A 25,273-nucleotide genomic window follows, 5' to 3' on the forward strand; every position below is an offset into this window, starting at 1 on the left:
CGGGCCCGACCTCGTCCGCTCCATCCCGGACGCCCTCGTCGCGACCTTCGAACCGGACGAACCCGGCGGCGCACCGGAAAGGTAATCTGCGGGACGTGAGCCACGACAGCCCCGCCGCCGTCATCCGGCTGATCGGCGTCCGCGACGCCCCCCTGTCCATGGACGAGGCGTACGCCGCCGTCGCCGACCCCGGCGCCGGCGGCATCGCCGTCTTCGTCGGCGCGGTCCGCGACCACGACCACGCGCGGGCCGTCAGCGCCCTGTCCTACAGCGCGCATCCGACCGCCGAGCAGCGGCTCCGCGCGATCATGGAGAAGGTCGCGGCGGACCACCCGGTGATCGGGCTCGCGGCCGTCCACCGGGTCGGCGACCTGGAGGTCGGCGACCTCGCCGTCGTCGTCGCCGCGTCCAGCGCCCACCGCGCCGACGCGTTCGACGCCTGCCGCAGGCTCATCGACGACCTCAAGGAGCACGTCCCCATCTGGAAGCACCAGACCTTCGCCGACGGCGGGGACGAGTGGGTCGGGATCTGCTGACCCCCTTGACGGCATAGAGTTCCGACCATGTCTCGTCGTGCCGCCACGCTCACCGCCGCGAGCGTGCTCGTCCTCGTGCTCGCCCTCATCGGCTCCGTCATGCCGGTCCCGTACGTCGCGCTGATGCCCGGGCCCACGAGCAACACCCTCGGCACGAACGACAAGGGGCAGCCCCTCATCAGGATCGACGGCCGCACCACCTACCCGGACGAGGGCCACCTCAACTTCACCACCGTCACCTACCGCGGCGGCCCCGGCGGGCGCATCGACCTCCTCACCGCGCTGCGCGGCTGGCTCGCGAAGGACACCGCGATCGTCCCCGAGGAGACGATCTTCCCGGACGACGAGTCGCAGAAGCAGATCGACGAGGAGAACACCCGCCAGATGCAGGACTCCCAGCAGAGCGCCGAGGCCGCCGCCCTGCACGAGCTCGGCATCTCGGTCTCCACCCGGGTCGTCATCGAGGGCATCCAGAAGGGGCGCCCGGCGGACGGCGTCCTCAAGCCCGGCGACGAGATCACCGCGCTGGACGGCGCCAAGGTCACCAGCGTCTCCCAGGTCACCGGCACGATGGCCAAGCGCAAGATCGGCGACACCGTCACCCTCACCTACAACCGCGCGGGCAAGGAGGGCAAGGCCGCCCTCAAGACCGTCGCGGACCCGGAGGGCAAGCGCGCCGTCGTCGGCGTCGTCCTCGGCGACCAGTACAAGTTCCCCTTCAAGATCGACATCAGCATCGGCGACATCGGCGGCCCCTCCGCGGGCCTGATGTTCTCCCTCGCCATCTACGACAAGCTCACCCCCGGCCCTCTCACCCAGGGCAAGTTCTTCGCGGGCACCGGCACCATCACCCCCGAGGGCGAGGTCGGCCCGATCGGCGGCATCCAGCAGAAGATGATCGCGGCCCGCAAGGCCGGGGCCACCGTCTTCCTCACCCCGAAGGACAACTGCGCGGACGCCCTCTCCGCCCGTCCCGACGGGCTTCGCCTCGTCCGCGCCGACACGCTGCACGGCGCCGTCCAGGCCATCAACGCGATCACGTCCGGCAAGGGAAGCGTCCCGGCCTGCACCAAATGACGCCGAACGTTCAGACCACGCCCACGCATGCAATACACTGGAGACATCACCGCGGGGTGGAGCAGTTCGGTAGCTCGCTGGGCTCATAACCCAGAGGTCGCAGGTTCAAATCCTGCCCCCGCTACCAGGAAGTACGACGTCAGGGCCCGGTTCTCGTCATCGAGAGCACGGGCCCTTGGCTTTGCGCGCTGGGAAGCCGGACCGTCGCGATCAGGCCGCCGCCCGAGCGGGGCGTGAGCTCCAGGGTGCCGTGGTGGGCGCGGACGATGCTCTGCACGATGGCGAGGCCGAGGCCGACCCCGGCGTGTTCGTCGGTGCGGACGCGCTGGGTGCCGCGCTGGAAGGGCTCGGTGAGGGTCGCCACCAGTTCGGCCGGGAGCCGGGGCCCGGTGTTGTGGACCTGGAGGACGCTCGCGCCGTGCTGCGTCGCGGTGTGGACGGTGACGGTGCCGCCGGTGGCGATGTTGTGGACGATGGCGTTCTGGACGAGGTTGGTCACCATCCGCAGGAGGAGTTCGGCGGAGCCGGTCGCCTGGGTCGGCTCGCCGGTGACTTCGAGGGTGATCTCACGCTGCTCGGCGAGCGGGAGCAGTGTCTCGGACGCCTCTTCGGCGATGAGGGACAGGTCGACGGGTTCGCGGGCCAGGCCCTGGCCCTTGCTGCGCGACAGCAGCAGGAGGGACTCGGTGAGGTCGATGGCGCGGGTGTTGACCTTGTGCAGGCGGTCGAGGAGCTCGCGCTTGTCGCGGGTGGGGTCGGTGCGGGCGACGTCGAGGATGGCGCGGGTGATGGCCAGCGGGGTGCGCAGCTCGTGGGACGCGTTGGCGGCGAACCGCTGCTGCTCCGCGAGGTGGGACTCGTGCTGGTGGAGCATGGCGTCGAACACGTCGGCGAGTTCGCGGAACTCGTCCGCGGGGCCCTGCATGCGGATCCGGTGGGACAGCGACCCCTGGGCGGCCAGCCGCGCGGCGTTGGTGATCTGCGTGAGCGGGGCGAGCATCCGTCCGGCGAGGAACCACCCGCCCGCGAGGCCGAACATCAGCAGGAAGAGCATCGCCGTGGCCGCGCGGGGGAGGAAGGCGCGCTGCAGGTCGCCGCGGTTCGGGATGTAGCCGCCGGGGCCGTACAGGGTGTTGACCGGGACGTACCGCAGCAGGAACAGCCACACCACGGCCAGCAGCAGGCCGCCGACGAGCACGAGGAACCCCGCGTAGCTGATGGTGAGTTTCAGCCGGACGCTGAAGCCGGGGCGCCTACCCATGGGCGCCGCCGATGTCGAGGCGGTGGGCGACGCCCGGCGGGCAGGGCTCGTCCGTCACGGTCAGCACGCACATACCTGCAGGTTAGGCGGGACGGCGTATCGCTGACATATCAAAATCGGACGCGCCTTCCGGGCGGGTCCGCGGGGCCGGGGACGGCGGCGGCGTCGACCAGGCGCGCGACCAGCTCCTCGTAGGGCAGTCCGGCCGCGGCGAACATCCTCGGCACCTGGGATTCGGCTGTCATCCCCGGCATGGTGTTGACCTCGTTGAGGACGGGCCCGCGCTCGGTGAGGAAGAAGTCGACGCGGGCGACACCGGCGCAGCCGAGCGCGTCGAACATCCGCAGGGCCGCCTCGGTCAGGGCCTTCCGGTCGGCGTCGTCGAGGTCGGCGGGCACGGTGAACCGGGCCGATCCGTCGTACTTGGACCGGGTGTCGAACACGCCGTCCGCGTGGATCTCCAGGGGCGGCGCCGCCCAGGTCCGGCCGTCGGCCTCGCGGAGGACGGCCACGTCGATCTCCCTGCCCGCCACGACGTCCTCGACCAGGATCCGGTCGTCGTAGCGCGCCGCGTCGCGCAGCGCCGCGCGGAGCCGGGCGGCGTCGCGGGCCAGGGCGACGCCGAAGCTCGACCCGGCCGAGACCGGCTTCACCACCACGGGGTTCTCGAACTCGATGTCCGGGCGGTCGGCCGCGACCAGGCGGCCGCGGGCGGTGTCGATCCCGACGGCCGCCGCGACGAGCTTGGTCGCCCACTTGTCCATGCCGAGCGCTCCGGCGCGCAGGCCGGAGCCGACCATCGGCGTGTGCGTGAGGGCGCACAGGGCCGCGAGCGTCCCGTCCTCGCCGACCGGGCCGTGGACGGCGGGGAAGACGGCGTCGGCGCCCTCGATGACGCCCAGCGCGGCCGCCAGGGACCCGGCGGGCCGCAGCCGGAGCGCGCTCGGCCCGCGCCGCCACGTCCCGTCGCGGCCGATGGTCAGCTCGTCGGCCGCGAAGCCGCCGGACCGCAGCGCCGCCGCGATCGCCGCGGCCGTGGCGAGGGAGACGTCATGCTCGGCGCTCTCCCCGCCGCCGATCACCACGACCCGCCGTCTGCTCCTGCTCATACTGCTCTCCTGTTCAAGTGGTGCTTCGTTTCACGCGGGGGCCGATGCCGGTGACGATGGTGTGCGGGATGGTCCCGGCCCAGCGGGCCCAGTCGTGGACGGACGGCGTCGCGCCCCCGTCCGGGCCGAACACGGTCGCGGACGTGCCGACCGGGACGGGCACGGCGCCGGTGTCGATCACGATCTGGTCCATCGAGACGCGTCCGACGACCGGGAGGCGGCGCCCGCGGATCTCGACCCCGGCCCGCGGCGACAGCTCGCGCGGGATCCCGTCGGCGTATCCGAGGGGGAGGACGCTCAGGTGGGTGGCGCGGTCGGTGACGTACGCGCCGTCGTAGCCGACCGGCGTCCCGGCCCCGACCCGCGCCGTGTGCACGACCGGCGCGGTCAGCCGGGACGCGCCGTGCATCGCCACGCTCCCGGACGGGTCGATGCCGACCAGCCCCGCCCCGACCCGGACCATGCCGAAGTGCGTCGCCGGGTCGGTCAGCGTCCCCGACGTGGCGGCGAGGTGGGCGAGCGGCGACCGGAACCCCGCCGCCCGGACCTCCCGCAGCGCCTCGCGCATGGCGGCGACCGCCGCCGCGTTCGCCGCGGGGTCGGCGCGGTCGGCCAGCGGGAGGTGCCCCATGACGCCCGTGACGCGGACCCGCCTGGCCCGCTGGCCGTCCCGGGCGAGGCGGAGCAGGTCGTCCCACTGCTCGCGGGGGCAGCCGCCGCGGGACATCCCGGTGTCCAGGTGGAGGTGGATCCGCACCGTCGCCGGGGCGGCCTGCGCGAGGAGCGCGCCGAATTCGTCCACCGACCCGACCGCGACGTCGACCTTGGCCTTCGCGGCCGCCTCGGCGTCGATGCCGGACGGGTGCAGCCAGGTGAGGATCGGCGCCGCCAGCCCGGCGGCGCGGAGCGCGGCGGCCTCGGCGAGGCTGGTCGTCCCGAGCCAGCCGGCCCCGGCGGCGACGGCCGCCCTGGCGACCGCGACGGCGCCGTGGCCGTAGCCGTCCGCCTTGACGACGGCCATGATCGTGCTCCGCGTCCGCGCGCGGACCCTGGCCACGTTCGCGGTCACCGCCACCGGCAGCGTCTCCAGGGTCGGCGGCGGGAAGGTCCCTGACCGCCGCCGGACGGCGACCGGGGCGGAGTTCACCGCCGCATCCTCGGATCCTCGGTCGGGTCGGCGTACATCGGCGGGCAGCCGTTCCCGACCGCGTCCGGACGCAGTTCGAAATGCCAGGGCTCGTTCCGGTAGATCTGGCACAGCCCGTACGCGGCGCCGTGCTCGCAGAGCCAGGCCGCGGCGTCCGGGGGGCCGATGTCGACCGCCTCGCCCGACACGTGGGCGGACGTCTCCGGAGTGGCCACCCAGCGGGCCGCCTCGTCCGCCGAGCCGTATCTGGCGACGGCCTCCCGCAGCAGCCGCCGCTGGTGCTCGGGCGACCGCCAGCCGCTGTTGACCCGGAGCCGGACGCCGGCGGACTCCGCGTCCGCCGCCGCCCGGCGGAGCGCGGCGCGCAGATCCGGGTCGAGTCCCTCCACCGCCGGTGCCCCATCGTCGAAAACCGAGACCGTCACCCCGCTGGGAATGGCGCCGTCGCTCTCTGACAGTGATGCGCTGTGGTTCATGCCTCCACTGAAGAAGGAAGATCGTTGCGAGGGCGTATGCGGTTTTCGATACGTCCGCGATACACCGCGCCGAGGCGCGGCCCCGGCGCGGCGGGCGGGCGCGGTCCCCCCTTTCGGGGGTGGCCGGGGGCGTCTGCCAGCGGTTATGTTCGCCGGAACCGGTGGACGACTAGCGGAGGCGACGGTGGACGTGGTCGGGCGGGCGAGGCGGCATTCGGTCGGGGATCTGCTGCACCGGACGGCGCGGCGGCATCCGGGAAAGGTCGCCGTCGTCAGCGGCGGCGCGCGTTTCACCTACGCCGAGTTCGACACCGCCGTGAACCGCGCCGCGCACGCCCTGGCGGGACGCGGCATGCGGAAAGGCGACCGGCTGGCGCTGCTCAGCCACAACTGCTGGCAATACGCCGTGACGGTGTTCGCCACCGCGAAACTCGGGGTGGTGCTCGTCCCGGTCAATTTCATGCTGAACGCCGACGAGATCGCCTACATCCTCGGGCACTCCGGGGCGTCCGGAATGGTCGCCGAGGACGCGCTCGTGCCCACCGCCGAAAAGGCGCTCGCCACCGCCGGAATTGAGGACGGAGTGCGCGGTGCGATAGGCGGCGCCCCCGCCGAGGGCTGGGAGGACGTCGACGCCTGGTGGACGTCCGGGCCGGAGACCGCGCCCGACGTCCCCGTCGAGGACGACGACCCGCTGAGGCTGATGTACACCTCGGGCACCGAATCGCGTCCCAAGGGCGTCATGCTTTCCAGCCGGTCGCTCATCTCCCAGTACGTCAGTTGCGCGATCGACGGCGGCATGACCGAGGACGACGTCGAAGCGCATTCCCTGCCGATGTACCACTGCGCGCAACTCGACTGCTTCTTCTCCGTGGACGTCTACCTCGGGGCGACCAGCGTCATCCTGCCGGGCCCCGACCCCGCCGTCCTGCTGGAGACGATCGAGCGGGAGAAGGTCACCAAGCTGTTCTGCCCGCCGACCGTCTGGATCTCCCTCCTGCGCCACCCGGACTTCGAGAAGCGCGACCTGTCCAGCCTGCGCAAGGGCTACTACGGCGCTTCGCCGATGCCCGTCGAAGTGCTCCGGGAACTGATGCGGCGGCTGCCGGACGTGCGGCTGTGGAATTTCTACGGCCAGACCGAGATGGCCCCGCTCGCGACCATTCTGCGTCCGCACGAGCAGCTCGAAAGGGCGGGCAGCGCGGGACGCGCCGCCGTCAACGTCGAGACGATGCTCGTCGACGACGACGGAAATCCGGTTCCGGCGGGCGAGGTCGGCGAGATCGTGCACCGCAGCCCGCACGCCGCGCTCGGCTACTACCGGGACGAGGAGAAGACCGCCGACGCCTTCCGCGGCGGCTGGTTCCACTCCGGCGACCTCGGCGTCATGACCGAGGACGGCTACCTCTCCGTCGTCGACCGCAAGAAGGACATGATCAAGACGGGCGGCGAGAACGTCGCCAGCCGCGAGGTCGAGGAGGCGATTTACGAGCTGGACGGCGTGGCCGAGGTCGCGGTGTTCGGCATCGGCCATCCCCGCTGGATCGAGGCGGTCACGGCGGTCGTCGTCCCGAAGCCCGGCGCGTCCCTGACCGCCGCCGACGTCCACGCCCACACCCGCGCCCGCCTCGCCGGCTACAAACGCCCGAAGTACGTCGTCTTCGCCGAAGCCCTCCCGAAGAACCCGAGCGGCAAGATCCTCAAACGCGCCCTCCGCACCCAACACGCCCACCTCTCCGAGTCTGAGCCGGAGCCCCGGGCCTAGGGGGCGTCCTGCTTCAGGTGGGGGGCGAGGGTCAGGGCCAGGTGGAGGGTCAGGCGGTCCTGGCCGTTGGTCAGGGTCAGGGACGTCAGGTCCTCTATGCGGCGCAGGCGGTGGTAGAGGGTCTGGCGGTGGATGTTCAAGGTCTGGGCCGTCTTCTGGACGTTGCCCGCCAGGTCCAGGTAGGTGCGGGCCGTTTCGGCCAGGTCCGGGTGCTGGAGGAGGCGTTCGGTGCCTTCGGTCTGGGACGCCTGGGTGAGGGCCTCGTCGCCCGCCGTGCGGAGGAGGCGGAGGGCGCCGAGGGACGTCCAGTCGCGGGTCTCGCCGGGGGCCGCCACGCGGGCGGCGACGCGGGCGCGGAGCCATGCCTCGTGGACCTGGTCGAGCGAGAGGCAGGGGGAGTAGACGCCCGCCCGGACGGTGACGTTGCGCTCCTCCAGGAGGCGCCGGGCCCGGTCGATCGGCGCGGACGACGTTGACGGGATCACGAGGACGTGGTCGCGCTGCCACACCGTCGCCAAGGCGGAGTGGGGGAGCAGCCACGGGTTGAGGGGCTCGGCGCTCGGGGTGCGCAGGACGGCGACCGTGAAGGGAGGCTCGGCCACGCCCGCGTCGGTCAGCTCGTCCGCCGCCTGGGTGCGGACGTCGAGATGGGTGGAGAGCAGGTCGGCGACCCGCCAGCCGAGGTCGTCGCGCTCGCGGGCCTGGCGGGCCATCAGCAGGCCCGCGCGCTCGCAGAGCGGCATGGCCTGGGCGGCCTGGGCGGGGGTGATGCGCTCCTGGTCGTCGAGCAGCCACAGGTAGCCGTAGGTGACGTTGTTCCAGCGGACGGGCAGGCACAGCCGTCCGAGCTGCCCGACGGAGGCGTCCGCCGGGATGCGGATGGGCCCCGTCGCGCGGGCGATGCCGTGCCGCTCGAACCGGGTGCGGACGGCGCGGGTGGCGCGGCGGTGGAGGATCGAGTCCATCCGGACGGGGTCGATCGTGTCGCCGTGGGCGGCGTAGGCGACGAGGTGGAAGTCGCGGTCCTCCAGCGTGGCGGGGGCGCGGAGGAGGTCGGCCGCGTGTTCCGCGATCTCCTGCAGGTCCATGCTCGCCCATCATACGTCTGTATGAAGAAATCGCGTCCGGAAAGTTGCGTCTGGCTATACGGGACGGTGGCCGGGCGCTCCTAACGTGCGGGGTGTTCCCCGACGTTGGAGGGTCCGATGCTCAGTCCCCTTCTGCTCGCCGCCGCGCGCAGCCGGCGGATGCGTGGCCTCGTCACGTCCATGCCCCTGACCAGGGGGGTCGTCGACCGGTTCGTCGCCGGCGAGGACCTCGGCGGCGCCCTGCGCGCGGTCGGCGAGCTGGACGCGGCCGGACTGCGCGTCACCCTCGACCACCTCGGCGAGGACACGAGGGACCGGGCCCAGGCGGCCGCCACGCGCGACGCCTACCTGGAACTGTTCACCGCCTTCGCCGACCACGGGTACGCGGCCGGCGCGGACGCGTCGGTGAAGCTGTCGGCGCTCGGCCAGGCGCTCCCCGGGGACCTCGCCCTCGACCACGCCCGCGAGATCTGCGCCGCGGCCGGACGCGTCGGCATGACCGTCACGCTCGACATGGAGGACCACACCACGGTCGACTCCACGCTGGACACCCTCGGGAAGCTCCGCGTCGACTTCCCCTGGGTCGGCGTCGCCATCCAGTCGATGCTGCGGCGGACGGAAGGCGACCTCAAGGACCTCGTCGGCGAGGGATCGCGGGTCCGGCTGGTGAAGGGCGCCTACGCCGAACCCGCCTCGGTGGCCTTCCAGAGCAAGCGCGACGTCGACCGCGCCTACGTCCGCGCCCTCCGCACGCTGATGAACGGCGACGGATACCCGATGGTCGGCAGCCACGACCCGCGGATCATCGAGATCGCGCTGTCGCTGGCCGCGGGAAGAAGCCCGTCCTCCTACGAGTTCCAGATGCTGTACGGGATCCGGACGGCCGAGCAGCGGCGCCTCGCCGAAGGCCACCAGATGCGCGTCTACGTCCCCTACGGGGCCGACTGGTACGGCTACTTCATGCGGCGGCTCGCCGAGCGTCCCGCCAACCTCGTGTTCTTCCTCCGCTCCTTCACCTCCCGCTGACCCGCCTCCCGCCCACCCGCTCATTCCGCCGACCCCACAGGAGGTTCCTTCCATGGACGCCGTGACCACCGTTCCGACGCCGGCGAACGAGCCGGTGCGCGGCTACGCCCCGGGCAGCGCCGAGCGGGCCCGGCTGGAGGCGAGGCTCGCCGAGCTGACCGCCGAGGCGCCGATCGACCTGCCCATGACCATCGGCGGCGAGCGCCGCCTCGGCGCGGGCGCCAAGGTCGCGGTGGTGCAGCCGCACAAGCACGCGTCCGTCCTCGGGACGTTCGGGACGGCCACCGAGGACGACGCCCGCGACGCCATCGACGCCGCCCTGGAGGCCGCCCCCGGCTGGCGGGCGCTGCCGTTCGACGACCGCGCCGCGATCTTCCTGCGGGCCGCGGACCTGCTCGCCGGGCCGTGGCGCGAGACGCTGCTCGCCGCGACGATGCTCGGGCAGTCCAAGACCGTCCAGCAGGCGGAGATCGACAGCCCGTGCGAGCTGGTCGACTTCTGGCGGTTCAACGTCCACTTCGCCCGGCAGGTCCTCGCCGAGCAGCCGATCAACAGCCCCGGCGTGTGGAACCGGTTCGACCACCGGCCGCTGGAGGGGTTCGTCTACGCGATCACGCCGTTCAACTTCACCGCGATCGCCGGGAACCTCCCGACCGCGCCCGCGCTGATGGGCAACGTCGTGGTGTGGAAGCCGTCCCCGACGCAGACGTACTCGGCCGTCCTGCTCATGCGCCTGCTGGAGGAGGCGGGCCTGCCGCCCGGCGTGATCAACCTCGTGACCGGGGACGGGATCGCCGTCTCGAACGTGGCGCTGGAGCACCGCGACCTCGCCGGGATCCACTTCACCGGGTCCACCGCGACGTTCCGGCACCTGTGGCGGACCGTCGGCGACAACATCGGCAAGTTCCGCGGCTACCCCCGGCTCGTCGGCGAGACGGGCGGTAAGGACTTCGTCGTCGCGCACCCGTCCGCCGACCCCGCCGTGCTCAAGACGGCCCTCGTGCGCGGCGCGTTCGAATACCAGGGGCAGAAGTGCTCGGCCGCGTCCCGCGCCTACATCCCCCGGTCGATCTGGGACGGCGGGTTCAAGGAGGCCCTCGCCGCCGAGGCCGACGGGCTCACCATGGGGGACGTCGCCGACCTGTCCAACTTCATGGGCGCCCTGATCGACGAGCGGGCCTTCGCCAAGAGCAAGGCCGCCATCGACCGCGCCAAGGAGGACCCGGACGTCGAGATCGTCGCGGGCGGAACCTACGACGACTCGGTCGGATACTTCGTCCGGCCGACCGTCCTCGCCTCGGACGACCCGGACAACGAGATCTTCCGCACCGAGTACTTCGGACCGATCCTCGGCGTCCACGTGTACGAGGACGACCGCTACGAGGAGATGCTCGCCCAGATGGAGTCGATCGCCGACTACGCCCTCACCGGCGCCGTCATCGCGAACGACCGCGAGGCCGCCGCGCACACCGCCGACGTGCTCCGCTACGCCGCCGGGAACTTCTACATCAACGACAAGCCCACCGGCGCCGTCGTCGGGCAGCAGCCGTTCGGCGGGGCACGGGCCTCCGGCACCAACGACAAGGCCGGATCCGTGTTCAACCTGCTCCGCTGGACGTCGCCGCGCTCCATCAAGGAGACGTTCGTCCCGCCGACCGACTACCGCTACCCCCACATGGGCTGACCGGCCCGGACCGCCCGTGGCCGCGACCCGCTCCCGGCCACGGGCGCTCCCGGCCACGGGCGACCGGCGCCGCGCACCCGCACCGCAGACCCCGTCCAGGCCCCCACCCTCGAAACCCGTTTGCCTAAGCACCCCCAGCCCCATACAGTTGACTCATCACCGCGGGGTGGAGCAGTTCGGTAGCTCGCTGGGCTCATAACCCAGAGGTCGCAGGTTCAAATCCTGCCCCCGCTACGGATCTGGATCCCCATGGTCGCCGCTTGCGGCTTCCTTGGGGATCCTTCGCGTTTATCGGGGGGGCGACCCCCCGGGCCCCGGCTCCTCCGCCATCCCCCGCCCGCCCGCCCCGTTCGGGGCGTTCGTGCTTTGGATGGCGTTCGTCGTTTTTGTTGGAAAGTGCGCTGTGTCTCGCCTTCGGGCTGGTGGGCTCGGTTCTTTGTGTTTTTGGGCGTGGTTTGTCCATGGAACTGTCCATGGACACGGGGTGGAACGCCGGGTTTTCGGACGGGTGGGCCTGCCATATCCGGCTTCACCGAGGTAGCCGGATTCGGTCAGGAGGTAAGTCGACTGATATCGCGGCGGCCTTTCCCCGGACGGAGATCATTTCTTATGATGTCCGTGCTCGCAGGCTTCGTCGAGGCGGCCGTCGGCGGCCTGCCGGGGCTCCGCCGGACGGCGGGATCGGCTCCTGGAACGGGGTGTGCCGTTGGGTGCGCGCTTATCGTGGGAACGGCTGTCGCGGATCGTCCCGCTCATCGTGGTCGGGGCGGTGCTCGCCACGATGGCCGGGCTCGGCGCGGGCGCGGTCGTCCGCCCGCATGATCTGGCCGGGTCGGCCCGGTACTCGCTGCTCGCCGGGTTCCTGCTCGCGATCGGGCTGTACGGGAGCACCCAGGCGATCGACCTCGGGGCGCTGAGGCGGGACGTCCGGGGCGTTCTCGTCGCCGTCACATTGGGCGTGGTCCTCAAGGCGACGGTGATCGCCGGAGTAATGCTCCTGGCGTTCCATGAGGCCCGTTTTCTGGTGCTCGGAATCGCCGTCGCGCAGATCGACCCGCTTTCGGTGGCCGCGATGCGGGCCAGCAGCCGGATGTCGGAGCGGGCGAAGGCGCTCCTTTTCGCCTGGGCCTCGTTCGACGACCCCGTGACGGTGCTCCTCGCCCTCTACTTCTCGATCCTCGCCTTCCGATGGTCGGGACGGGAAGGGACGCCGCGAACCGGTCCGTCCGGGGACGGGGCCGTCGGCTACCTCACCGACCTCGGGTGGAACGTCGTCCTTGTGGCCGGGGCGCTGCTGGTGTTCTTCGTGCTGCGGGCCATGCGGAGGCGTGCGGGCGCGCGTGCCGGAGGGGGCGGCGGCCGGGGCGTCGACCTGCTCTCCCTGGTGGCGCTGGCGGGCCTCTTCCTGATCGCGGCCGACTCGATGCTGATGCTGGCCGTGGCCGTGACCGGGCTGTTCTTCCGGGTGGGCGCGCACGCGGAGCTGATCGACCGCGCCGTGTCGGTCGCCTTCCTCGTCGCCTCCTTCGCCCTCGGCCTGCTGCTCGTGGACGGCGTCGACCTGCTCCCCGCGCTGGTGCTCGGCTGCGCGGCGTTCGGCGCGCAGGCGCTCATCTCGCTGCTCGTGGTGCCCGTGCTGAAGCACGGGCTGAGCCGCCGCGACCGCGTCCACCTGGCGCTCGGCCAGCAGAACGGGATCACCGCGATCATCCTGGCGCTGGCGCTGGAGCCCGACTTCCGGGGCACCGTCGGGATCGTCGCGCCCGCGATCGTCGTCGTGAACGTCCTGCACTACGCCTCCAACGGGGTCCTGAACCGGTTCGCCGACCGGTCGCCGAGCCCCGACGCTCCGCCCGAGGCGGACGTTGAAGATCCGTTCCTCGCCGAGGTCTTCCCCCCGGACGCGGCCGCCGCCCACCCGCGCGCGGCCGACCCGCGCGGGGGCCATCTGCGCACACCCGCACCCGGGACCGACGCCACAGCGTGAGCAGGCGGCGGGCCCTTCGCGCGGGGCGCGGGAGCCGGTCCCGGCCGCCGGAAGGGGCGGCGCGGGACCGGCGGGAGATGCGGGTCGGTCAGTCGGCGCAGACCGCGTAGACGCTGATGCCGACGTCGTTGTAGCCGATCTGGCGGCCGAGCGCGATCCAGCCGCGGCCGTCGGGGGTGGGGAACGAGCCCACGAGGATGGCGCCGTTGCCCTGCGCCTCACCGCCGCCGCCGAGGACGTGCTTGCTGCCGGGGCAGAAGACGGTCCGGCGCTGGAAGTTCGGGACGTTGCTGTTCGGCAGGGCGACGATCTCGTAGCCCGGCGGGACGTGGACGGCCGGCTTGGCGGGGGCCTGGGCGCTCTGGGCGCTGGCCACCCCGGCCGTGGCCAGGCAGGTGGCGGCGGTGGCCGTGGCCAGGGCCAGGGCGGTGGTCTTCATCGACGGCATGGCTTTCTCCTTCGTAGGGGGCCAATGAGGCCGGACACGAAAAGTATTAGGCCAATCACAGTCGGTTTCCATTCACTTCTTGTGACGAACAGATTACGGAGAGTGCCTCAATGTGATTACGGAGGGTGTTCATTTGGGGGCGGGGCTCGGGGCCTGCTGAAATGCTCAGCAAAACGGTGTGTGACCGGCCGGATACGGTCAATGGCGAAGGCGCTCTCCGCGCTGCATAGGGTTGGCTCCATGCGCAAAGTGGTGGCGGGGAGCCTGGACGTGGGCTGCGTGCTCGCGTTCGTGGCCATCGGACGGGCCTCGCACGACGAGGCGGGCAGCGTCTCCGGATTCGCCGCCACGGCCTGGCCGTTCCTCGTCGGGCTCGCCGCCGGATGGGCCGCCGGGCGCGGGTGGCGGCGGCCGGAGGGGATCGCGCCCGCCGGGGTCGCGGTGTGGGCGGCCTGCGTCGCGCTCGGGATGGTGCTGCGGGCCGTCTCGGGGCAGGGGACGGCCTTCGCGTTCGTGGTCGTGGCCACGGTCTTCCTCGGCGCGGCGCTGCTCGGCTGGCGCGCCGGCGCCCGGGTCGCGGGGGTGCGGAGCGTGTCCCGCCAGGAGTGAGCCCTTGTGGGACGTCTCCAAATGACCGACCGGTCTCTTTGCTGATGGGCGCTGTTGACGGAAACGTGGCGTCCTGATGAAGTTACCGGCGAGTCACCCAGGCGAAAGGGACACGATGGCATCTGCGCTGCGCGACTGGCTGGACAAGCCGAACACCGGACGTGGCGTGCACCTGGCGGCCGACGACGGAGGCTGGGAGTACCGCGACTACGGTGAGCTGGCGTCCGCCGCGCGCCGCACCGCCGGGGCGCTGATCGAGGCGGGCGTCCGGCCGGGGGACGTCGTGTGCCTGATCCTCCCCACCGACTACACCTGCGTCGAGACCTACTTCGCGGTGTGGGCGGCGGGGGCGACCGTCTGCCTGATCACGCCGCCGCTGTTCCAGGACGGCGACGACTACGTCGCGCATGTCGCCGCGATCCTGCGGCAGGCCGCGCCCGCGCTGGTCGCCGCGTCCAAGGACCTCGACGACTACGCCCGCCGGGCCATGGAGCAGGCGGGCATGGACGGCGAGCCGTGGCTGCCCCGCCAGGCCGACGAGGAGGCCGACGTCCAGCCCGCCGGGGAGCTGGCGCTGCTGCAGTTCACGTCCGGGTCCAGCGGCGCGCCGCGCGGCGTCATGGTCACCTGGGAGAACCTCGAGTTCAACATCGAGCTCATCGCGCGGGCGGCGGGATTCGCCGACGACGACTCCGTCGCGTCCTGGCTGCCGCTCTACCACGACATGGGGCTGATCGGCTGCTTCCTGACGCCGATCACCCGGCAGGCGACGCTCCGGCTGATGCGCCCCGACCACTTCATCCGCGACCCCGCCCGGTGGATCCGCTGTTTCGCCGAGGCCGCGCACACGGCCGCGCCGCCGTTCGCGTACGCCTACTGCGCGCGGCGCGTCAAGCCGGAGCAGCTGGAGGGCCTCGACCTGTCCGGCTGGCGGACGGTGATCGTCGGCGCGGAGCCGATCGACCCGCACGCGCTGGAGGTGTTCGCCCGGCTCGTCGAGCCGTTCGGGTTCTCCCGGACGGCGTTCAAGCCCGCCTACGGCATGGCCGAGACGACCCTGCTCGTCACCATGGACCAGGTGGCGCGGGACCCGCTCGCCGTCCGGCCCGACCCGGAGGCGCTGACCACCGGGGAGCCGGTGCGGATCCTGGAGCGGCACACGCTCGGGGCCGAGTCGCTCGGCGCGAAGGCCGGCTGGGTCGTCGGCTGCGGCACCCCGGAGAGCGAGGTGCCCGTCGCGATCGTCGACGACGCCGGACGCGAACTGGCGGAGGGGCTGCTCGGCGAGATCGTCGTCGGCGGGCCGTCGGCGTGCCCCGGCTACTACGCGGGCGCCGAGGCCAAGTCGACGCGGTTCCTCGACGGCAAGGTCTACACGGGCGACGCCGGGTTCTTCTACGAGGGGCAGCTGTTCGTCCTCGGGCGGATGGGCGACAGCATCAAGGTCCGGGGGCGGTCCGTCTACGTCGAGGACCTCGAAGCGAAGATCGCCGAGGTGAGCGGGCTCGGGAAGGGCCGCATCGTGGTCGTCGGCGTGCCGGGCGCCGGGCGCAAGGGCCTCGCGCTGTTCGCCGAGACGCAGGACGAGTCGTGGACCGGCGGCGTCCGCGAGATGCTCCGCCGCCGCGTCGGCGACGACGTGGAGCTGACGATCGTCGTCGGGACCGGGCTGATCCAGCGGACCTCCAGCGGCAAGCCCCGCCGCCGCTACATGTGGGAGCGGCTGCGCGGCGGGCACATGGAGGGGGCGCGGGTCGTCGCCCCCTGACCGGCGCGGCGGCGCGCGGCCGCCCGCCCGTCCCCGTGATCGCGCGATTGCGGAAGCGGGCGGCGGCGCGCCACGATGACGTTGACGCCGTGAAAGGTCGACGATGCCGGCTGCTGCGAGAACGCTCCTCCGCCTGGGCGCCCGCCTGGGCTCCACCGCCCAGAACGCCCTGGAGGTCGCCCGGTTCGGCGGCTTCGACACGGGCGAGGACGCCTCCCCCTGCGAGGTGGTGACCGAGCAGCGCGTGTACCGGCTGCGGCACTACTTCCCGGGCGCCGGGGACGGGCCCGCCGTGCTGCTCGTCCCGCCGCTGATGATCACGGCGGAGGTGTACGACATCGCGTCGCGGGTCAGCGCGGTGCGGGTGCTGCGCGACCGGGGCGTCGACCCGTGGGTGGTCGACTTCGGCGCGCCGGAGCGGGAGCCCGGCGGCCTGGAGCGGACGGTCTCCGACCACGTCCTCGCCGTCAGCGACGCCGTCGACCGCGTCCGGAAGGCCACCGGGCGGGACGTCCACCTCGCCGGGTACTCGCAGGGCGGGATGTTCGTCTACCAGGCCGCCGCGTACCGGCGCAGCGAGGGCGTCGAGTCGGTGGTGACGTTCGGGAGCCCGTCCGACACGAGCGTGGGGCTGCCGTTCGGGCTGCCGGGGTGGCTCGCGTCGGAGGGCGTCGAGCGGATCCCCGACTGGGTGCTCGGCGGGTTCGCCGTGCCGGGGTGGGTGACGCGGCTCGGGTTCCAGCTGCTCAGCCCGGTGAAGTCGGTGAGGTCACGCGTCGATTTCATCCTGCAGTTGCACGACCGGGAGCGGCTCGCGGCCCGCGAGCGGCAGCGGCGGTTCCTGGAGCGGGAGGGCTGGGTGTCGTGGCCGGGGCCCGCGCTGGCCGAGTTCCTGCGCCAGTTCGTCCAGCACAACCGCATGCTGACCGGCGGGTTCGTCATCGGCGACCGGCTCGTCACGCTCGCCGACATCACCTGCCCGGTGCTCACCTTCGTCGGCGAGGTGGACGAGATCGCGCCGCCGCCGATGGTCCGCGGGATCCGGCGGGCCGCGCCGCGCGCCCAGGTGTACGAGGCGTCCCTGCGCGCCGGGCACTTCGGGCTCGTCGTCGGCAGCCTCGCCATCGCCCAGACCTGGCCCGCCGTCGCCGAGTGGGCGCGGTGGCGCGCGGGCGAGGGCGGGCTGCCGGAGACCGTCGCGCCCGTCGCCGGGGACGAGGAGGCCGCCCCCGCCGACCTGCCCGGCGGCCCCGCCGGGTACGGGCTCCAGCTCGCGATGGGCGTCGGGACGAGTGCCGTCCGCTCCGCCTACCGGACGGCGTCGGGCGTCCTGCACGGCACCCGGCAGCTCTCCGGCGAGGCGGCGCGGAACCTGCCCCGGCTGGCCCGGCTGGAGCGCATCCAGTCCGACACCCGCATGTCCATGGGGCTCCTCCTCGACGAGCAGGCCCGGCGCAGGCCCGGCGAGGTGTTCTTCCTCTACCGGGGCCGCCCGTACACGCACGAGGCCGCGAAGAGCCGCGTCGACGCCGTCGTCCGTGGGCTGATCAGCGTCGGGGTGCGGCGCGGCGAGGCGGTCGGCGTGCTGATGGACACGCGGCCGACCGCGCTCGCGCTGGTCGCCGCGCTGAGCAGGCTCGGCGCGGTCGCCGTCCTGCTGCGCCCGGACGGCGACCCGGCCGCCGAGGCGCGGCTCGGCCGGGTGGCGCGGGTGATCGCCGACCCCGAGCACGCCGAGCTGGCCGCCCGGCTGGACGGCGTGGAGGCGCACCTGCTCGGCGGCGCGGGCCGGGGCGAGCGGGGCCCGCTGCCCGACATGGAGGCGATCGACCCGGACGAGGTCGAGCCGCCCGGCTGGTACCGGCCGAACCCGGGCCGGGCCGGTGATCTGGCCTTCGTCGTGTTCAGCGGGGACGGCGAGCACCTGCGCGCGCACCGCGTCACGAACCGGCGGTGGGCGCTGTCGGCGTTCGGGACGGCGTCGTCCGCCGCGCTGTCGTCGTCGGACACCGTGTACAGCGTCACGCCGCTCCAGCACCCGTCCGCGCTGCTGATGAGCCTCGGCGGCGCGGTCGCGGGCGGCGCCCGGCTCGCGCTGGCGAGCGCCCACCCCGACTCCGGGGGGAGTGGCGGGTCGTCCCCTCACAAGGAGTTCGACCCGGAGACGTTCTGGGACGAGGCCCGCCGCTACGGCGTCACCGTCGCGTCCTACACCTGGACGCTGCTCCGCGACCTCGTGAACGCGCCGCCCGACCCGGCCGAGCGGCACCACGCCGTCCGGCTGTTCATCGGCTCGGGCATGCCGCGCGGGCTGTGGCGGCGCGTCGAGGAGCGGTTCGCGCCCGCCCGCGTCCTGGAGTTCTACGCCTCCACCGAGGGCGAGTCGGTGCTCGTGAACCTGAGCGGCAAGAAGCCCGGCTCGCTCGGACGCCCGCTGCCCGGCAGCGCCGAGGTGCGCGTCGCCCGCTACGACCTGGAGTCGGGCCGCCTGGTCGAAGGCCCGGACGGGCTCGCGATCGAGTGCGAGCCCGGCGAGATCGGGATGCTGCTCGCCCGCGTCCGGCTCGCCGCCGCCGCGACCGCCCCGCGCTGTGTGCGCGGCGTGTTCGCCCCCGAGGACGCCTGGACGATCACCGGCGACCTGTTCCGCCGCGACGCCGACGGCGACTTCTGGCTGGTCGGCCGGGACGCCGAGCTGATCCGCACGGCGGACGGCATCGTCCCGCCCGGCCCGATCAGGGACGCGCTCGGCGACCTGCCCTGCGTCGACGCGGTCGCCGTCTACGGGATCCCGGTGGGCGGCGCCGAGCTGACCGCCGCCGCCGTGGTCCTGCGCGACTCCGCCGACCTCAGGCCGGTGGACCTGTCGGAGGCGCTGCTGCGGGTCGAGCCGGGGCTGCGGCCCGCGCTCGTCCGGGTCGTGGACGAGGTGCCCGTCACCGCCGGGCGCCGCCCGCTGACCGCGCCGCTGCGCGCCGAGGGCGTGCCCGCCGCCGGGGACGGCCGGGTCTACTACCGCGACAAGGCGGGCGCGTACCGGCCGCTGACCGACGCGGCGCGCCGCCGCCTCCTGAAGGCCCCGGGGGCGCGGCAGGCCCGCTGACGGGCGTACCGACCGGTGGGCGTGCTGGCGGGTTCTGGGGCGCGGGTGATAAGTATGGACTTACCGGAAGAAGACCGATCATCTGCCGCGTGCCGCCGCCCGGCCCGCCGTTCGGAGGGATCATGACGAGCGTGCTCGCGCCGCCGCCGCCGGGCAGCGGCCTGAAGGCGGTCCCCGGGGTCAAGGGCGTCCCGTACATCGGCAGCACGATCGCCGTCATGCGGGACCCGATCGGGATGGCGCGCAAGCGGTACGCCGAGCACGGGCCCGTCGCCTGGGGATGGCTGCTCGGCCAGCGGACGGTCACCGTCCACGGGCCGGAGGCGGCCGAGGTCGTCCTCGTCAACAGGGACAAGGCGTTCGCGAACGGGCCCGCGTGGAGCTACTTCATCGGCCCGTTCTTCAACCGCGGCATCATGCTCCTCGACTTCGAGGAGCACCTGCACCACCGCCGCATCATGCAGCAGGCGTTCACCCGTCCCCGGCTGCGCGCCTACCTGGACGCGATGGCGCCCGGCATCGCCAAGGGCGTCGAGGCGTGGTCGCCGGGCGAGGGCTTCAGGGTGTACCAGCACGTCAAGCGGCTCACGCTCGACCTGGCCGCCGACGTGTTCATGGGCGTCGAGCTGGGCGGCGCCGAACGGGCGAGGGTGAACGGCGCGTTCATCGACGCCGTCCGGGCGGGGACGGCCTACGTCCGCTTCCCCGTCCCCGGCCTGCGCTGGCACCGCGGCCTGCGCGCCCGCGGGGTGCTGGAGGAGTTCTTCCACCGGCACCTGCCCGCCAAGCGCCGCGACGGCGGCGACGACCTGTTCGCCGCGCTGTGCGCGGCGGAGACCGACGACGGCGAGCGGTTCACCGACGAGGACGTCGTCAACCACATGATCTTCGCGCTGATGGCGGCGCACGACACGACCACCATCACGCTGACGAGCATGGCGTACCACCTCGCCAAGTTCCCCGAATGGCAGGAGCGGCTCCGGGACGAGTCGCTCGCCCTCGGCAAGGCGGAACCCTCCTACGAGGACCTCGACGCCCTCACCGCCATGGACATGGTGATGAAGGAGTCCATGCGGATGATCGCGCCCGTCCCGGCGCTGCCGCGCAAGGTCGTCAAGGACACCTCCGTCCTCGGCTTCCACATCCCCGCCGGGACGACCGTCGTCGTCCCGATGCTGAGCAACCACCGGATGGCCGACTGGTGGCCCGACCCCGACGCGTTCGACCCCGGGCGGTTCTCCGCCGAGCGCCGCGAGGACAAGGTCCACAAGTACGCGTGGTCGCCGTTCGGCGGGGGAGCCCACAAGTGCATCGGGATGTACTTCGCGGGGATGCAGGTGAAGGCGGTCCTGCACCAGATCCTGCTGCGATACCGGTGGAGCGTCCCCGGGCGGTACGAGATGCCGCTCGACACCACGTCCCTGCCGTCGCCGAAGGACGGGCTGCCCGTGCGGCTGGCCCGGCTCGCGGCGGCCCCATGACCCCGGAGCGGACGAGCTTGGAGCGGAGCGGATGAGCAAGGTCATCGCGATCACCGGGGCGGCGCGGGGCATCGGCCTCGCCACCGCCCGCGCCCTCAAGGCGAAGGGCGCGACCGTCGTCATCGGCGACATCGACGAGGCGGCCGTCAAGGACGCGGCCGAGTCGCTCGGCGTCGCCGGGCTCGTCGTGGACGTCACGTCCCGCGAGTCGTTCACCGCCTTCCTGGACGCGGCCGAGCGGTCCGCCGGGCCGCTCGACGTCCTGGTCAACAACGCCGGGATCATGCCGATCGGCCCGGTCACGGACGAGAGCGACGCCGACGCGCGGCGGTGCGTCGACATCAACGTCCACGGCGTGATGCTCGGCACGAAGCTCGCCCTCGGCCGGATGCTGCCGCGCGGGAAGGGCCACATCATCAACATCGCGTCGCTGGCGGGCGTCACGTTCACGCCGGGCCTCGCGCTCTACAACGCCAGCAAGGCGGCGGTCGTCGCGTTCACCGAGGCGACCCGGCTGGAGGTCCAGGACCGGGGCGTGCACGTCGGCGCCGTCCTGCCGACGTTCACCAACACCGAGCTGGTCGCCGGGACGCGCAGCCCGAAGGGCCAGCGGAACTGCGAGCCCGAGGACATCGCGGCGGCGGTCGTGGAGCTGATCGGACGGCCGCGGCCGCAGGTCGTCGTCCCGAAGAAGCTCGGACGGCAGGTGAAGCTCGGCGCGCTGCTGCCCGACCGGGTCAGGCAGGCCGTCGCGCGCCGCTACGGGCTCGACAAGATCTTCCTGGAGTACGACCACGAGGCGCGTAAGGGCTACGACGCGCGCATCCGCACCCCGTAGGCTCTGGAGGTCGAACTCTGTTCTAGAACCGGAGGCGCGCATGGACGCCGTCGTTCGCACGGCCCACGGGAGCGTCCGCGGGACCACCAGGGACGGTGTCACCGCGTTCCTCGGCATCCCCTACGCGGCGCCCCCGTTCGGGGCGAACCGGTTCCGCCCGCCGCGCCCGCCCGAGCCGTGGGACGGCGTCCGCGACGCGGTCGCGTACGGGCCCACCGCGCCCAAGCCCGCCTACGCCCGCCCCTACGACCGCCTGCTCGACGACCCGTCCATCCCGGGCGACGACTGCCTCAACCTCAACGTCTGGACGCCCGACCCCGGCGCGGCGGGCCTGCCCGTGATGGTGTGGATCCACGGCGGGGCGTTCCGGAACGGGTCCGGCGCCGTCCCCGTCTACGCCGGACGGAACTTCGCCCGCGACGGCGTCGTCTGCGTGACGATCAACTACCGGCTCGGCGTGGAGGGCTTCGCGCACCTGCCGGGCGCCCCGTCCAACCGGGGGCTGCTCGACCAGATCGCCGCGCTGGAATGGGTCCGCGACAACATCGCGGCGTTCGGCGGCGACCCGGGGCGGGTCACCGTGTTCGGCGAGTCGGCGGGCGGGATGAGCGTCACCACCCTGCTCTCCCTCGACCTCGGGCTGTTCGGCCGGGCGATCGCGCAGAGCGGCGCGGGCGGCATCGCCCAGGACCCGGACGACGCGCTCCTCGTCACGCGCGAGATGGCCGCGCGGCTCGGCGTCGCGCCGACCGCCGAGGGGTTCGCCGCGCTCGACCCGGCCGCGATCATCCCGGTGCAGGCGGCGGTCGCGGCCGAGGTCGCCGCGATGCCCGACCCGGGACGCTGGGGCGCGACCACGGCGGCGGGCGCGATGTCGCTGACGCCCGTCCTGGACGGCGAGCTGCTGGCCCGCCGTCCCGAGGACGCCATCGCGGCGGGCGCCGGACGCGGCGCCGACCTGCTCACCGGCTACACGGCCGAGGAGTTCCGGCTCTTCCTGATGCCGTCCGGGATCGCCGCCGTGCTGACCGAGGACCTGGTCGGCCTCGTGACGGCGGGGATGGGCGTCCCGCCCGGGATCCCCGCCGCCTACCGGGACCGGCACCCCGGCCAGACCCCCGGCGAGCTGCTCGCGACGATCATCACCGACGCGCTGTTCCGCGTCCCCGCGCACCGCGCCGCCGCCGGGCACGCCGCGTCCGGCGGGCGGACGTGGATGTACGAGTTCGCGTGGCCGTCGCCGAGCCACGACCTCGGCGCCTGCCACGCGCTGGAACTGGGCTTCGTGTTCGACAACCTGTCCGGCGACCCGGACGGGCTGTCCGGGCCGAACCCGCCCCAGGCGCTCGCCGACCGGATGCACCGCGCCTGGGTCGCGTTCGCCGCCGACGGCGACCCCGGGTGGGCGCGGTTCGACCCGTCGTCCCGGCTGGTGAACGTCTTCGACGACCCGTCCGACGAGGTGGTCGCCGACCCGCGCGGCGACGACCGCAAGCTCTGGGACTAGCCGGGGGCTAGAGCCGCGCGACGACGTGTTCGGCGATGGCGAGCGCGGACGTCGCCGCCGGGGACGGGGCGTTCCGGACGGTCGTGACCGGCCCGACGCGGCCGAGGCGGAAGTCGTCGACGAGCGAGCCGTCCGCGTCCACCGCCTGCGCGCGGACCCCGGCGGGCGCGGGGACGACGTCGGCGGCGGTCAGCTCGGGGACGAACCGGCGCGCCGCCGCGACGAACGCCCGCTTCACCGCCGAGCCGTACAGCTCCCGCGCGCCCGTCCGCCAGTGCTCGCGGGCGAGGCGCCGGAAGCCGGGCCAGCGGAGGGTCTCCCACAGGTCCGCCGGGCGGACGTCGCGCCACCGGTACCCCTCCCTGGCCAGGGCCAGGACGGCGTTGGGCCCGACGTCCACGCCGCCGTCTACGCGCCGCGTGAAGTGGACGCCAAGGAACGGGTACCGCGGGTCGGGCACCGGATAGATCAAGCCGCGGACGAGATCCGTGCGGGACGGCGCCAGCCGGTAGTACTCGCCCCGGAACGGGACGATCGCGGGCCCCGCCGAGTCGCCCGCCAGCCGCGCCACCCGGTCGGACTGCAGCCCCGCGCACACCACCAGCCGGTCGAACACCAGCTCGGCACCGGGCGAGGCGACGGCGACGCGGTCCCCGGCCCGGCCCAGCCGGACGACCTCGAAGCCGAGCCTGACCTCGCCGCCGCCGTCCGCCACGTCGCGGGCGAACGCGCGGGCCACCGCGGGGAAGTCGACGATCGCGGTGGCGGGGGAGTGCAGCGCCGCGACCCCGGCCGCGTGCGGCTCGATCTCGCGCAGTTCCCCGCCGGTCAGCCGGCGCAGGCCGGGGACGCCGTTGGCGCGGGCGCGGCGCTCGATCTCGTCCAGGGCGGCGAGTTCCGCCGCGTCGCGGGCCACGACGACCTTGCCGCACTCCTCGTAGGGCAGGTTCCGGTCTTCGCAATATTCCTTGAGGAGGCCGACGCCGCGCCTGCACAGCGTGGCCTTCAGCGAGCCGGGCGCGTAGTAGAGGCCGGCGTGGGCGACGCCGCTGTTGCGGCCCGTCTGGTGGGCGGCGACGCGGTCCTCCTTGTCGAGGACGGTGACCGTCACGTCCGGGCGCGTCTCGGTCAGCCGGCGCGCGACCGCCAGCCCGAGGATGCCCGCGCCCACCACCCCGACCCGCACGGGCGGGTCAGCTGCCGAGGCGCTTGCGCCCCTGCGCGCGGACCCGCCTGCGCTGGGACGGGTCGAGCATCAGGTACCCGACGAGCGGCGCGCCGAGCACGCCGAGGATGATCAGCGCGGTCAGCCACCAGGGGAAGATGAACAGGGTCAGCAGGCCGACGACGACGCCGCCGATCACGAACTTGGTCTGGGTCGACATCTGGTACCTCCACTGACGGGCCGCCCTTGCCATCTACAACGGCCACCGTGCGACCGCTGTTCCACGATATGTCGCGAGTCGGGCCGATGGCCACCGGGGGCGACCGGTGAAGATCCGGACGGCGGAGGTCAGATGCGCAGGGAGAGCTGGCCGCCGCCGAGCGTGCGCAGGACCTCCGCGTGCAGCTTGCCGTTCGTGCAGACGACGCTGCCGCCGTCCGGCCCCGGCGCCCCGGACAGGTCGGTGAACATGCCGCCCGCCTCCTCCACGATGACCTGCAGCGCGGCGAGGTCCCACAGCGAGACCTCCGGCTCGGCGGAGATGTCGACCGAGCCCTCCGCGACCATCATGTGGGACCAGAAGTCGCCGAACGCCCGCGTCCGCCACACCTCGCGGGTCAGGTCGAGGAAGCGGGGGAGGCGGCCCTCCTCCTCCCAGCCGCTCAGGCTGGAGAACGACAGTGAGGCGTCCGACAGGTCGGACACCGCGGAGACGTTCATCCGGGTGGCGCGGGTCAGGCTGCGGCCCGTCCAGGCGCCGCCGCCGCGCGCCGCCCACCAGCGCCGGTTCAGCGCGGGCGCGGACACGACCCCGACGACGATCTGGTCGTTCTCCATCAGCGCGATCAGCGTCGCCCACACCGGGACGCCGCGCACGAAGTTCTTCGTCGCGTCGATCGGGTCGATGATCCAGCAGCGGTTGCCGTAGCCGGTCTTGCCGAACTCCTCGCCGAGGACCGCGTCCCGTGGGCGGGCGCGCTTCAGCGTGCCGCGGATCTGCTCCTCGACGCTGCGGTCGGCGTCGCTGACCGGGGTCAGGTCCGGCTTCGTCTCGATGTCGAGATCGAGGGCGCGGAAACGCCTTGTCGTGATGTCGTCGGCCCCGTCCGCCAGCACATGCGCGAGACGAAGGTCATCGGAATAGCCCGCCACGGCGAGCACGCTACCCTGCTCACGTCCGGTCCAGACACACTTACCC

21 protein-coding genes and 2 tRNA genes are annotated in these 25,273 nt (G+C 73.2%); 14 read left to right on the forward strand and 9 right to left on the reverse strand.

Annotated elements, in window-relative coordinates; genetic code table 11:
- The first annotated feature begins 95 nt into the window (after nucleotides 1–95).
- From ACH01S_RS34135 to ACH01S_RS34145, 3 genes are all read left to right on the forward strand, one after another.
- A complete protein-coding gene (locus tag ACH01S_RS34135; protein WP_083981466.1) occupies nucleotides 96–536 on the forward strand; it encodes a molybdenum cofactor biosynthesis protein MoaE in 441 nt (146 codons plus the stop codon).
- 27 nt (nucleotides 537–563) lie between these two features.
- Entirely contained in the window at nucleotides 564–1,613 is a 1,050-nt protein-coding gene (locus tag ACH01S_RS34140) for a YlbL family protein (RefSeq protein WP_067901668.1), read from the forward strand.
- A gap of 50 nt (nucleotides 1,614–1,663) precedes the next feature.
- Nucleotides 1,664–1,740 (forward strand) — tRNA-Met (locus ACH01S_RS34145).
- Nucleotides 1,741–1,752: 12 nt separating this feature from the next.
- Here ACH01S_RS34145 and ACH01S_RS34150 read toward each other — a convergent pair.
- The 4 genes from ACH01S_RS34150 to ACH01S_RS34165 all read right to left on the reverse strand — a co-directional run bounded on the left by ACH01S_RS34150 (nucleotide 1,753) and on the right by ACH01S_RS34165 (nucleotide 5,519).
- Nucleotides 1,753–2,874 (reverse strand): sensor histidine kinase, encoded by a 1,122-nt coding sequence (locus ACH01S_RS34150; protein WP_067901671.1) that lies wholly within the window; start codon nucleotides 2,872–2,874, stop codon nucleotides 1,753–1,755.
- Between the two features lie 110 nt (nucleotides 2,875–2,984).
- Nucleotides 2,985–3,983 (reverse strand): D-alanine--D-alanine ligase family protein, encoded by a 999-nt coding sequence (locus ACH01S_RS34155; protein WP_067901674.1) that lies wholly within the window; start codon nucleotides 3,981–3,983, stop codon nucleotides 2,985–2,987.
- 13 nt (nucleotides 3,984–3,996) lie between these two features.
- Nucleotides 3,997–5,130 carry an alanine racemase gene (alr, locus tag ACH01S_RS34160; protein WP_067901678.1) on the reverse strand — a complete coding sequence of 378 codons (1,134 nt, stop codon included), beginning with the start codon at nucleotides 5,128–5,130 and terminating at the stop codon, nucleotides 3,997–3,999.
- Nucleotides 5,127–5,519, reverse strand: a complete 393-nt coding sequence (locus tag ACH01S_RS34165) for a M15 family metallopeptidase (RefSeq protein ID WP_246236651.1) — start codon at nucleotides 5,517–5,519, stop codon at nucleotides 5,127–5,129. The genes alr and ACH01S_RS34165 overlap by 4 nt, the downstream gene beginning before the upstream one ends.
- Nucleotides 5,520–5,790: 271 nt before the next feature.
- Between ACH01S_RS34165 and ACH01S_RS34170 the strand changes: the two genes are divergently transcribed.
- Nucleotides 5,791–7,371 (forward strand): acyl-CoA synthetase, encoded by a 1,581-nt coding sequence (locus ACH01S_RS34170; RefSeq protein ID WP_246236652.1) that lies wholly within the window; start codon nucleotides 5,791–5,793, stop codon nucleotides 7,369–7,371.
- Here ACH01S_RS34170 and ACH01S_RS34175 read toward each other — a convergent pair.
- A complete protein-coding gene (locus tag ACH01S_RS34175) occupies nucleotides 7,368–8,459 on the reverse strand; it encodes a PucR family transcriptional regulator (RefSeq protein ID WP_067901687.1) in 1,092 nt (363 codons plus the stop codon). The two genes, ACH01S_RS34170 and ACH01S_RS34175, sit on opposite strands and share 4 nt — an antisense overlap.
- A gap of 117 nt (nucleotides 8,460–8,576) precedes the next feature.
- Here ACH01S_RS34175 and ACH01S_RS34180 point away from each other — a divergent pair, with 117 nt between their 5' ends.
- The 4 genes from ACH01S_RS34180 (at nucleotide 8,577) to ACH01S_RS34195 (ending at nucleotide 13,156) form a co-directional block, all read left to right on the forward strand.
- A complete protein-coding gene (locus ACH01S_RS34180; protein WP_067901690.1) occupies nucleotides 8,577–9,485 on the forward strand; it encodes a proline dehydrogenase family protein in 909 nt (302 codons plus the stop codon).
- A gap of 52 nt (nucleotides 9,486–9,537) precedes the next feature.
- Nucleotides 9,538–11,169 (forward strand): L-glutamate gamma-semialdehyde dehydrogenase, encoded by a 1,632-nt coding sequence (gene pruA / locus ACH01S_RS34185; RefSeq protein ID WP_067901693.1) that lies wholly within the window; start codon nucleotides 9,538–9,540, stop codon nucleotides 11,167–11,169.
- A 160-nt stretch (nucleotides 11,170–11,329) separates the two neighbouring features.
- Nucleotides 11,330–11,403: transfer RNA gene (locus ACH01S_RS34190), tRNA-Met, on the forward strand.
- A gap of 472 nt (nucleotides 11,404–11,875) precedes the next feature.
- Nucleotides 11,876–13,156 carry a hypothetical protein gene (locus ACH01S_RS34195; protein WP_067901696.1) on the forward strand — a complete coding sequence of 427 codons (1,281 nt, stop codon included), beginning with the start codon at nucleotides 11,876–11,878 and terminating at the stop codon, nucleotides 13,154–13,156.
- Nucleotides 13,157–13,244: 88 nt separating this feature from the next.
- Here ACH01S_RS34195 and ACH01S_RS34200 read toward each other — a convergent pair whose 3' ends face one another.
- A complete protein-coding gene (locus tag ACH01S_RS34200; RefSeq protein WP_148344332.1) occupies nucleotides 13,245–13,604 on the reverse strand; it encodes a hypothetical protein in 360 nt (119 codons plus the stop codon).
- Nucleotides 13,605–13,844: 240 nt separating this feature from the next.
- On the opposite strand from ACH01S_RS34200, the gene ACH01S_RS34205 reads away from it, so the two are divergent.
- The 6 genes from ACH01S_RS34205 to ACH01S_RS34230 all read left to right on the forward strand — a co-directional run bounded on the left by ACH01S_RS34205 (nucleotide 13,845) and on the right by ACH01S_RS34230 (nucleotide 22,910).
- A complete protein-coding gene (locus tag ACH01S_RS34205) occupies nucleotides 13,845–14,213 on the forward strand; it encodes a DUF3054 domain-containing protein (protein WP_067901698.1) in 369 nt (122 codons plus the stop codon).
- A gap of 115 nt (nucleotides 14,214–14,328) precedes the next feature.
- Nucleotides 14,329–15,981 (forward strand): AMP-binding protein, encoded by a 1,653-nt coding sequence (locus ACH01S_RS34210; protein WP_067901701.1) that lies wholly within the window; start codon nucleotides 14,329–14,331, stop codon nucleotides 15,979–15,981.
- Between the two features lie 103 nt (nucleotides 15,982–16,084).
- On the forward strand, nucleotides 16,085–19,084 hold the full coding sequence (locus tag ACH01S_RS34215) for an AMP-binding protein (protein ID WP_067901704.1): 3,000 nt from the start codon (nucleotides 16,085–16,087) through the stop codon (nucleotides 19,082–19,084).
- A 122-nt stretch (nucleotides 19,085–19,206) separates the two neighbouring features.
- Nucleotides 19,207–20,565: a cytochrome P450 gene (locus ACH01S_RS34220; protein WP_067901848.1), complete on the forward strand. Its 1,359-nt coding sequence runs from the start codon at nucleotides 19,207–19,209 to the stop codon at nucleotides 20,563–20,565.
- Between the two features lie 31 nt (nucleotides 20,566–20,596).
- Nucleotides 20,597–21,403, forward strand: coding sequence for an SDR family oxidoreductase (locus ACH01S_RS34225; protein ID WP_067901707.1), 807 nt, complete (start codon nucleotides 20,597–20,599; stop codon nucleotides 21,401–21,403).
- Between the two features lie 40 nt (nucleotides 21,404–21,443).
- Nucleotides 21,444–22,910, forward strand: coding sequence for a carboxylesterase/lipase family protein (locus ACH01S_RS34230; RefSeq protein ID WP_067901710.1), 1,467 nt, complete (start codon nucleotides 21,444–21,446; stop codon nucleotides 22,908–22,910).
- A 7-nt stretch (nucleotides 22,911–22,917) separates the two neighbouring features.
- On the opposite strand, the gene lhgD is transcribed toward ACH01S_RS34230, so the two are convergent.
- The 3 genes from lhgD to hisN all read right to left on the reverse strand — a co-directional run bounded on the left by lhgD (nucleotide 22,918) and on the right by hisN (nucleotide 25,227).
- Complete coding sequence (gene lhgD, locus ACH01S_RS34235; protein ID WP_067901713.1) at nucleotides 22,918–24,096, reverse strand: L-2-hydroxyglutarate dehydrogenase; 1,179 nt, start codon at nucleotides 24,094–24,096, stop codon at nucleotides 22,918–22,920.
- Nucleotides 24,097–24,103: 7 nt separating this feature from the next.
- Nucleotides 24,104–24,295 (reverse strand): tail-anchor membrane protein, encoded by a 192-nt coding sequence (locus ACH01S_RS34240; protein WP_067901716.1) that lies wholly within the window; start codon nucleotides 24,293–24,295, stop codon nucleotides 24,104–24,106.
- A gap of 128 nt (nucleotides 24,296–24,423) precedes the next feature.
- Nucleotides 24,424–25,227, reverse strand: a complete 804-nt coding sequence (hisN, locus tag ACH01S_RS34245; protein WP_067901852.1) for a histidinol-phosphatase — start codon at nucleotides 25,225–25,227, stop codon at nucleotides 24,424–24,426.
- Nucleotides 25,228–25,273 lie beyond the last annotated feature (46 nt).

The organism is Actinomadura chibensis NBRC 106107 (assembly GCF_001552135.1).
Taxonomy (GTDB): domain Bacteria; phylum Actinomycetota; class Actinomycetes; order Streptosporangiales; family Streptosporangiaceae; genus Spirillospora; species Spirillospora chibensis.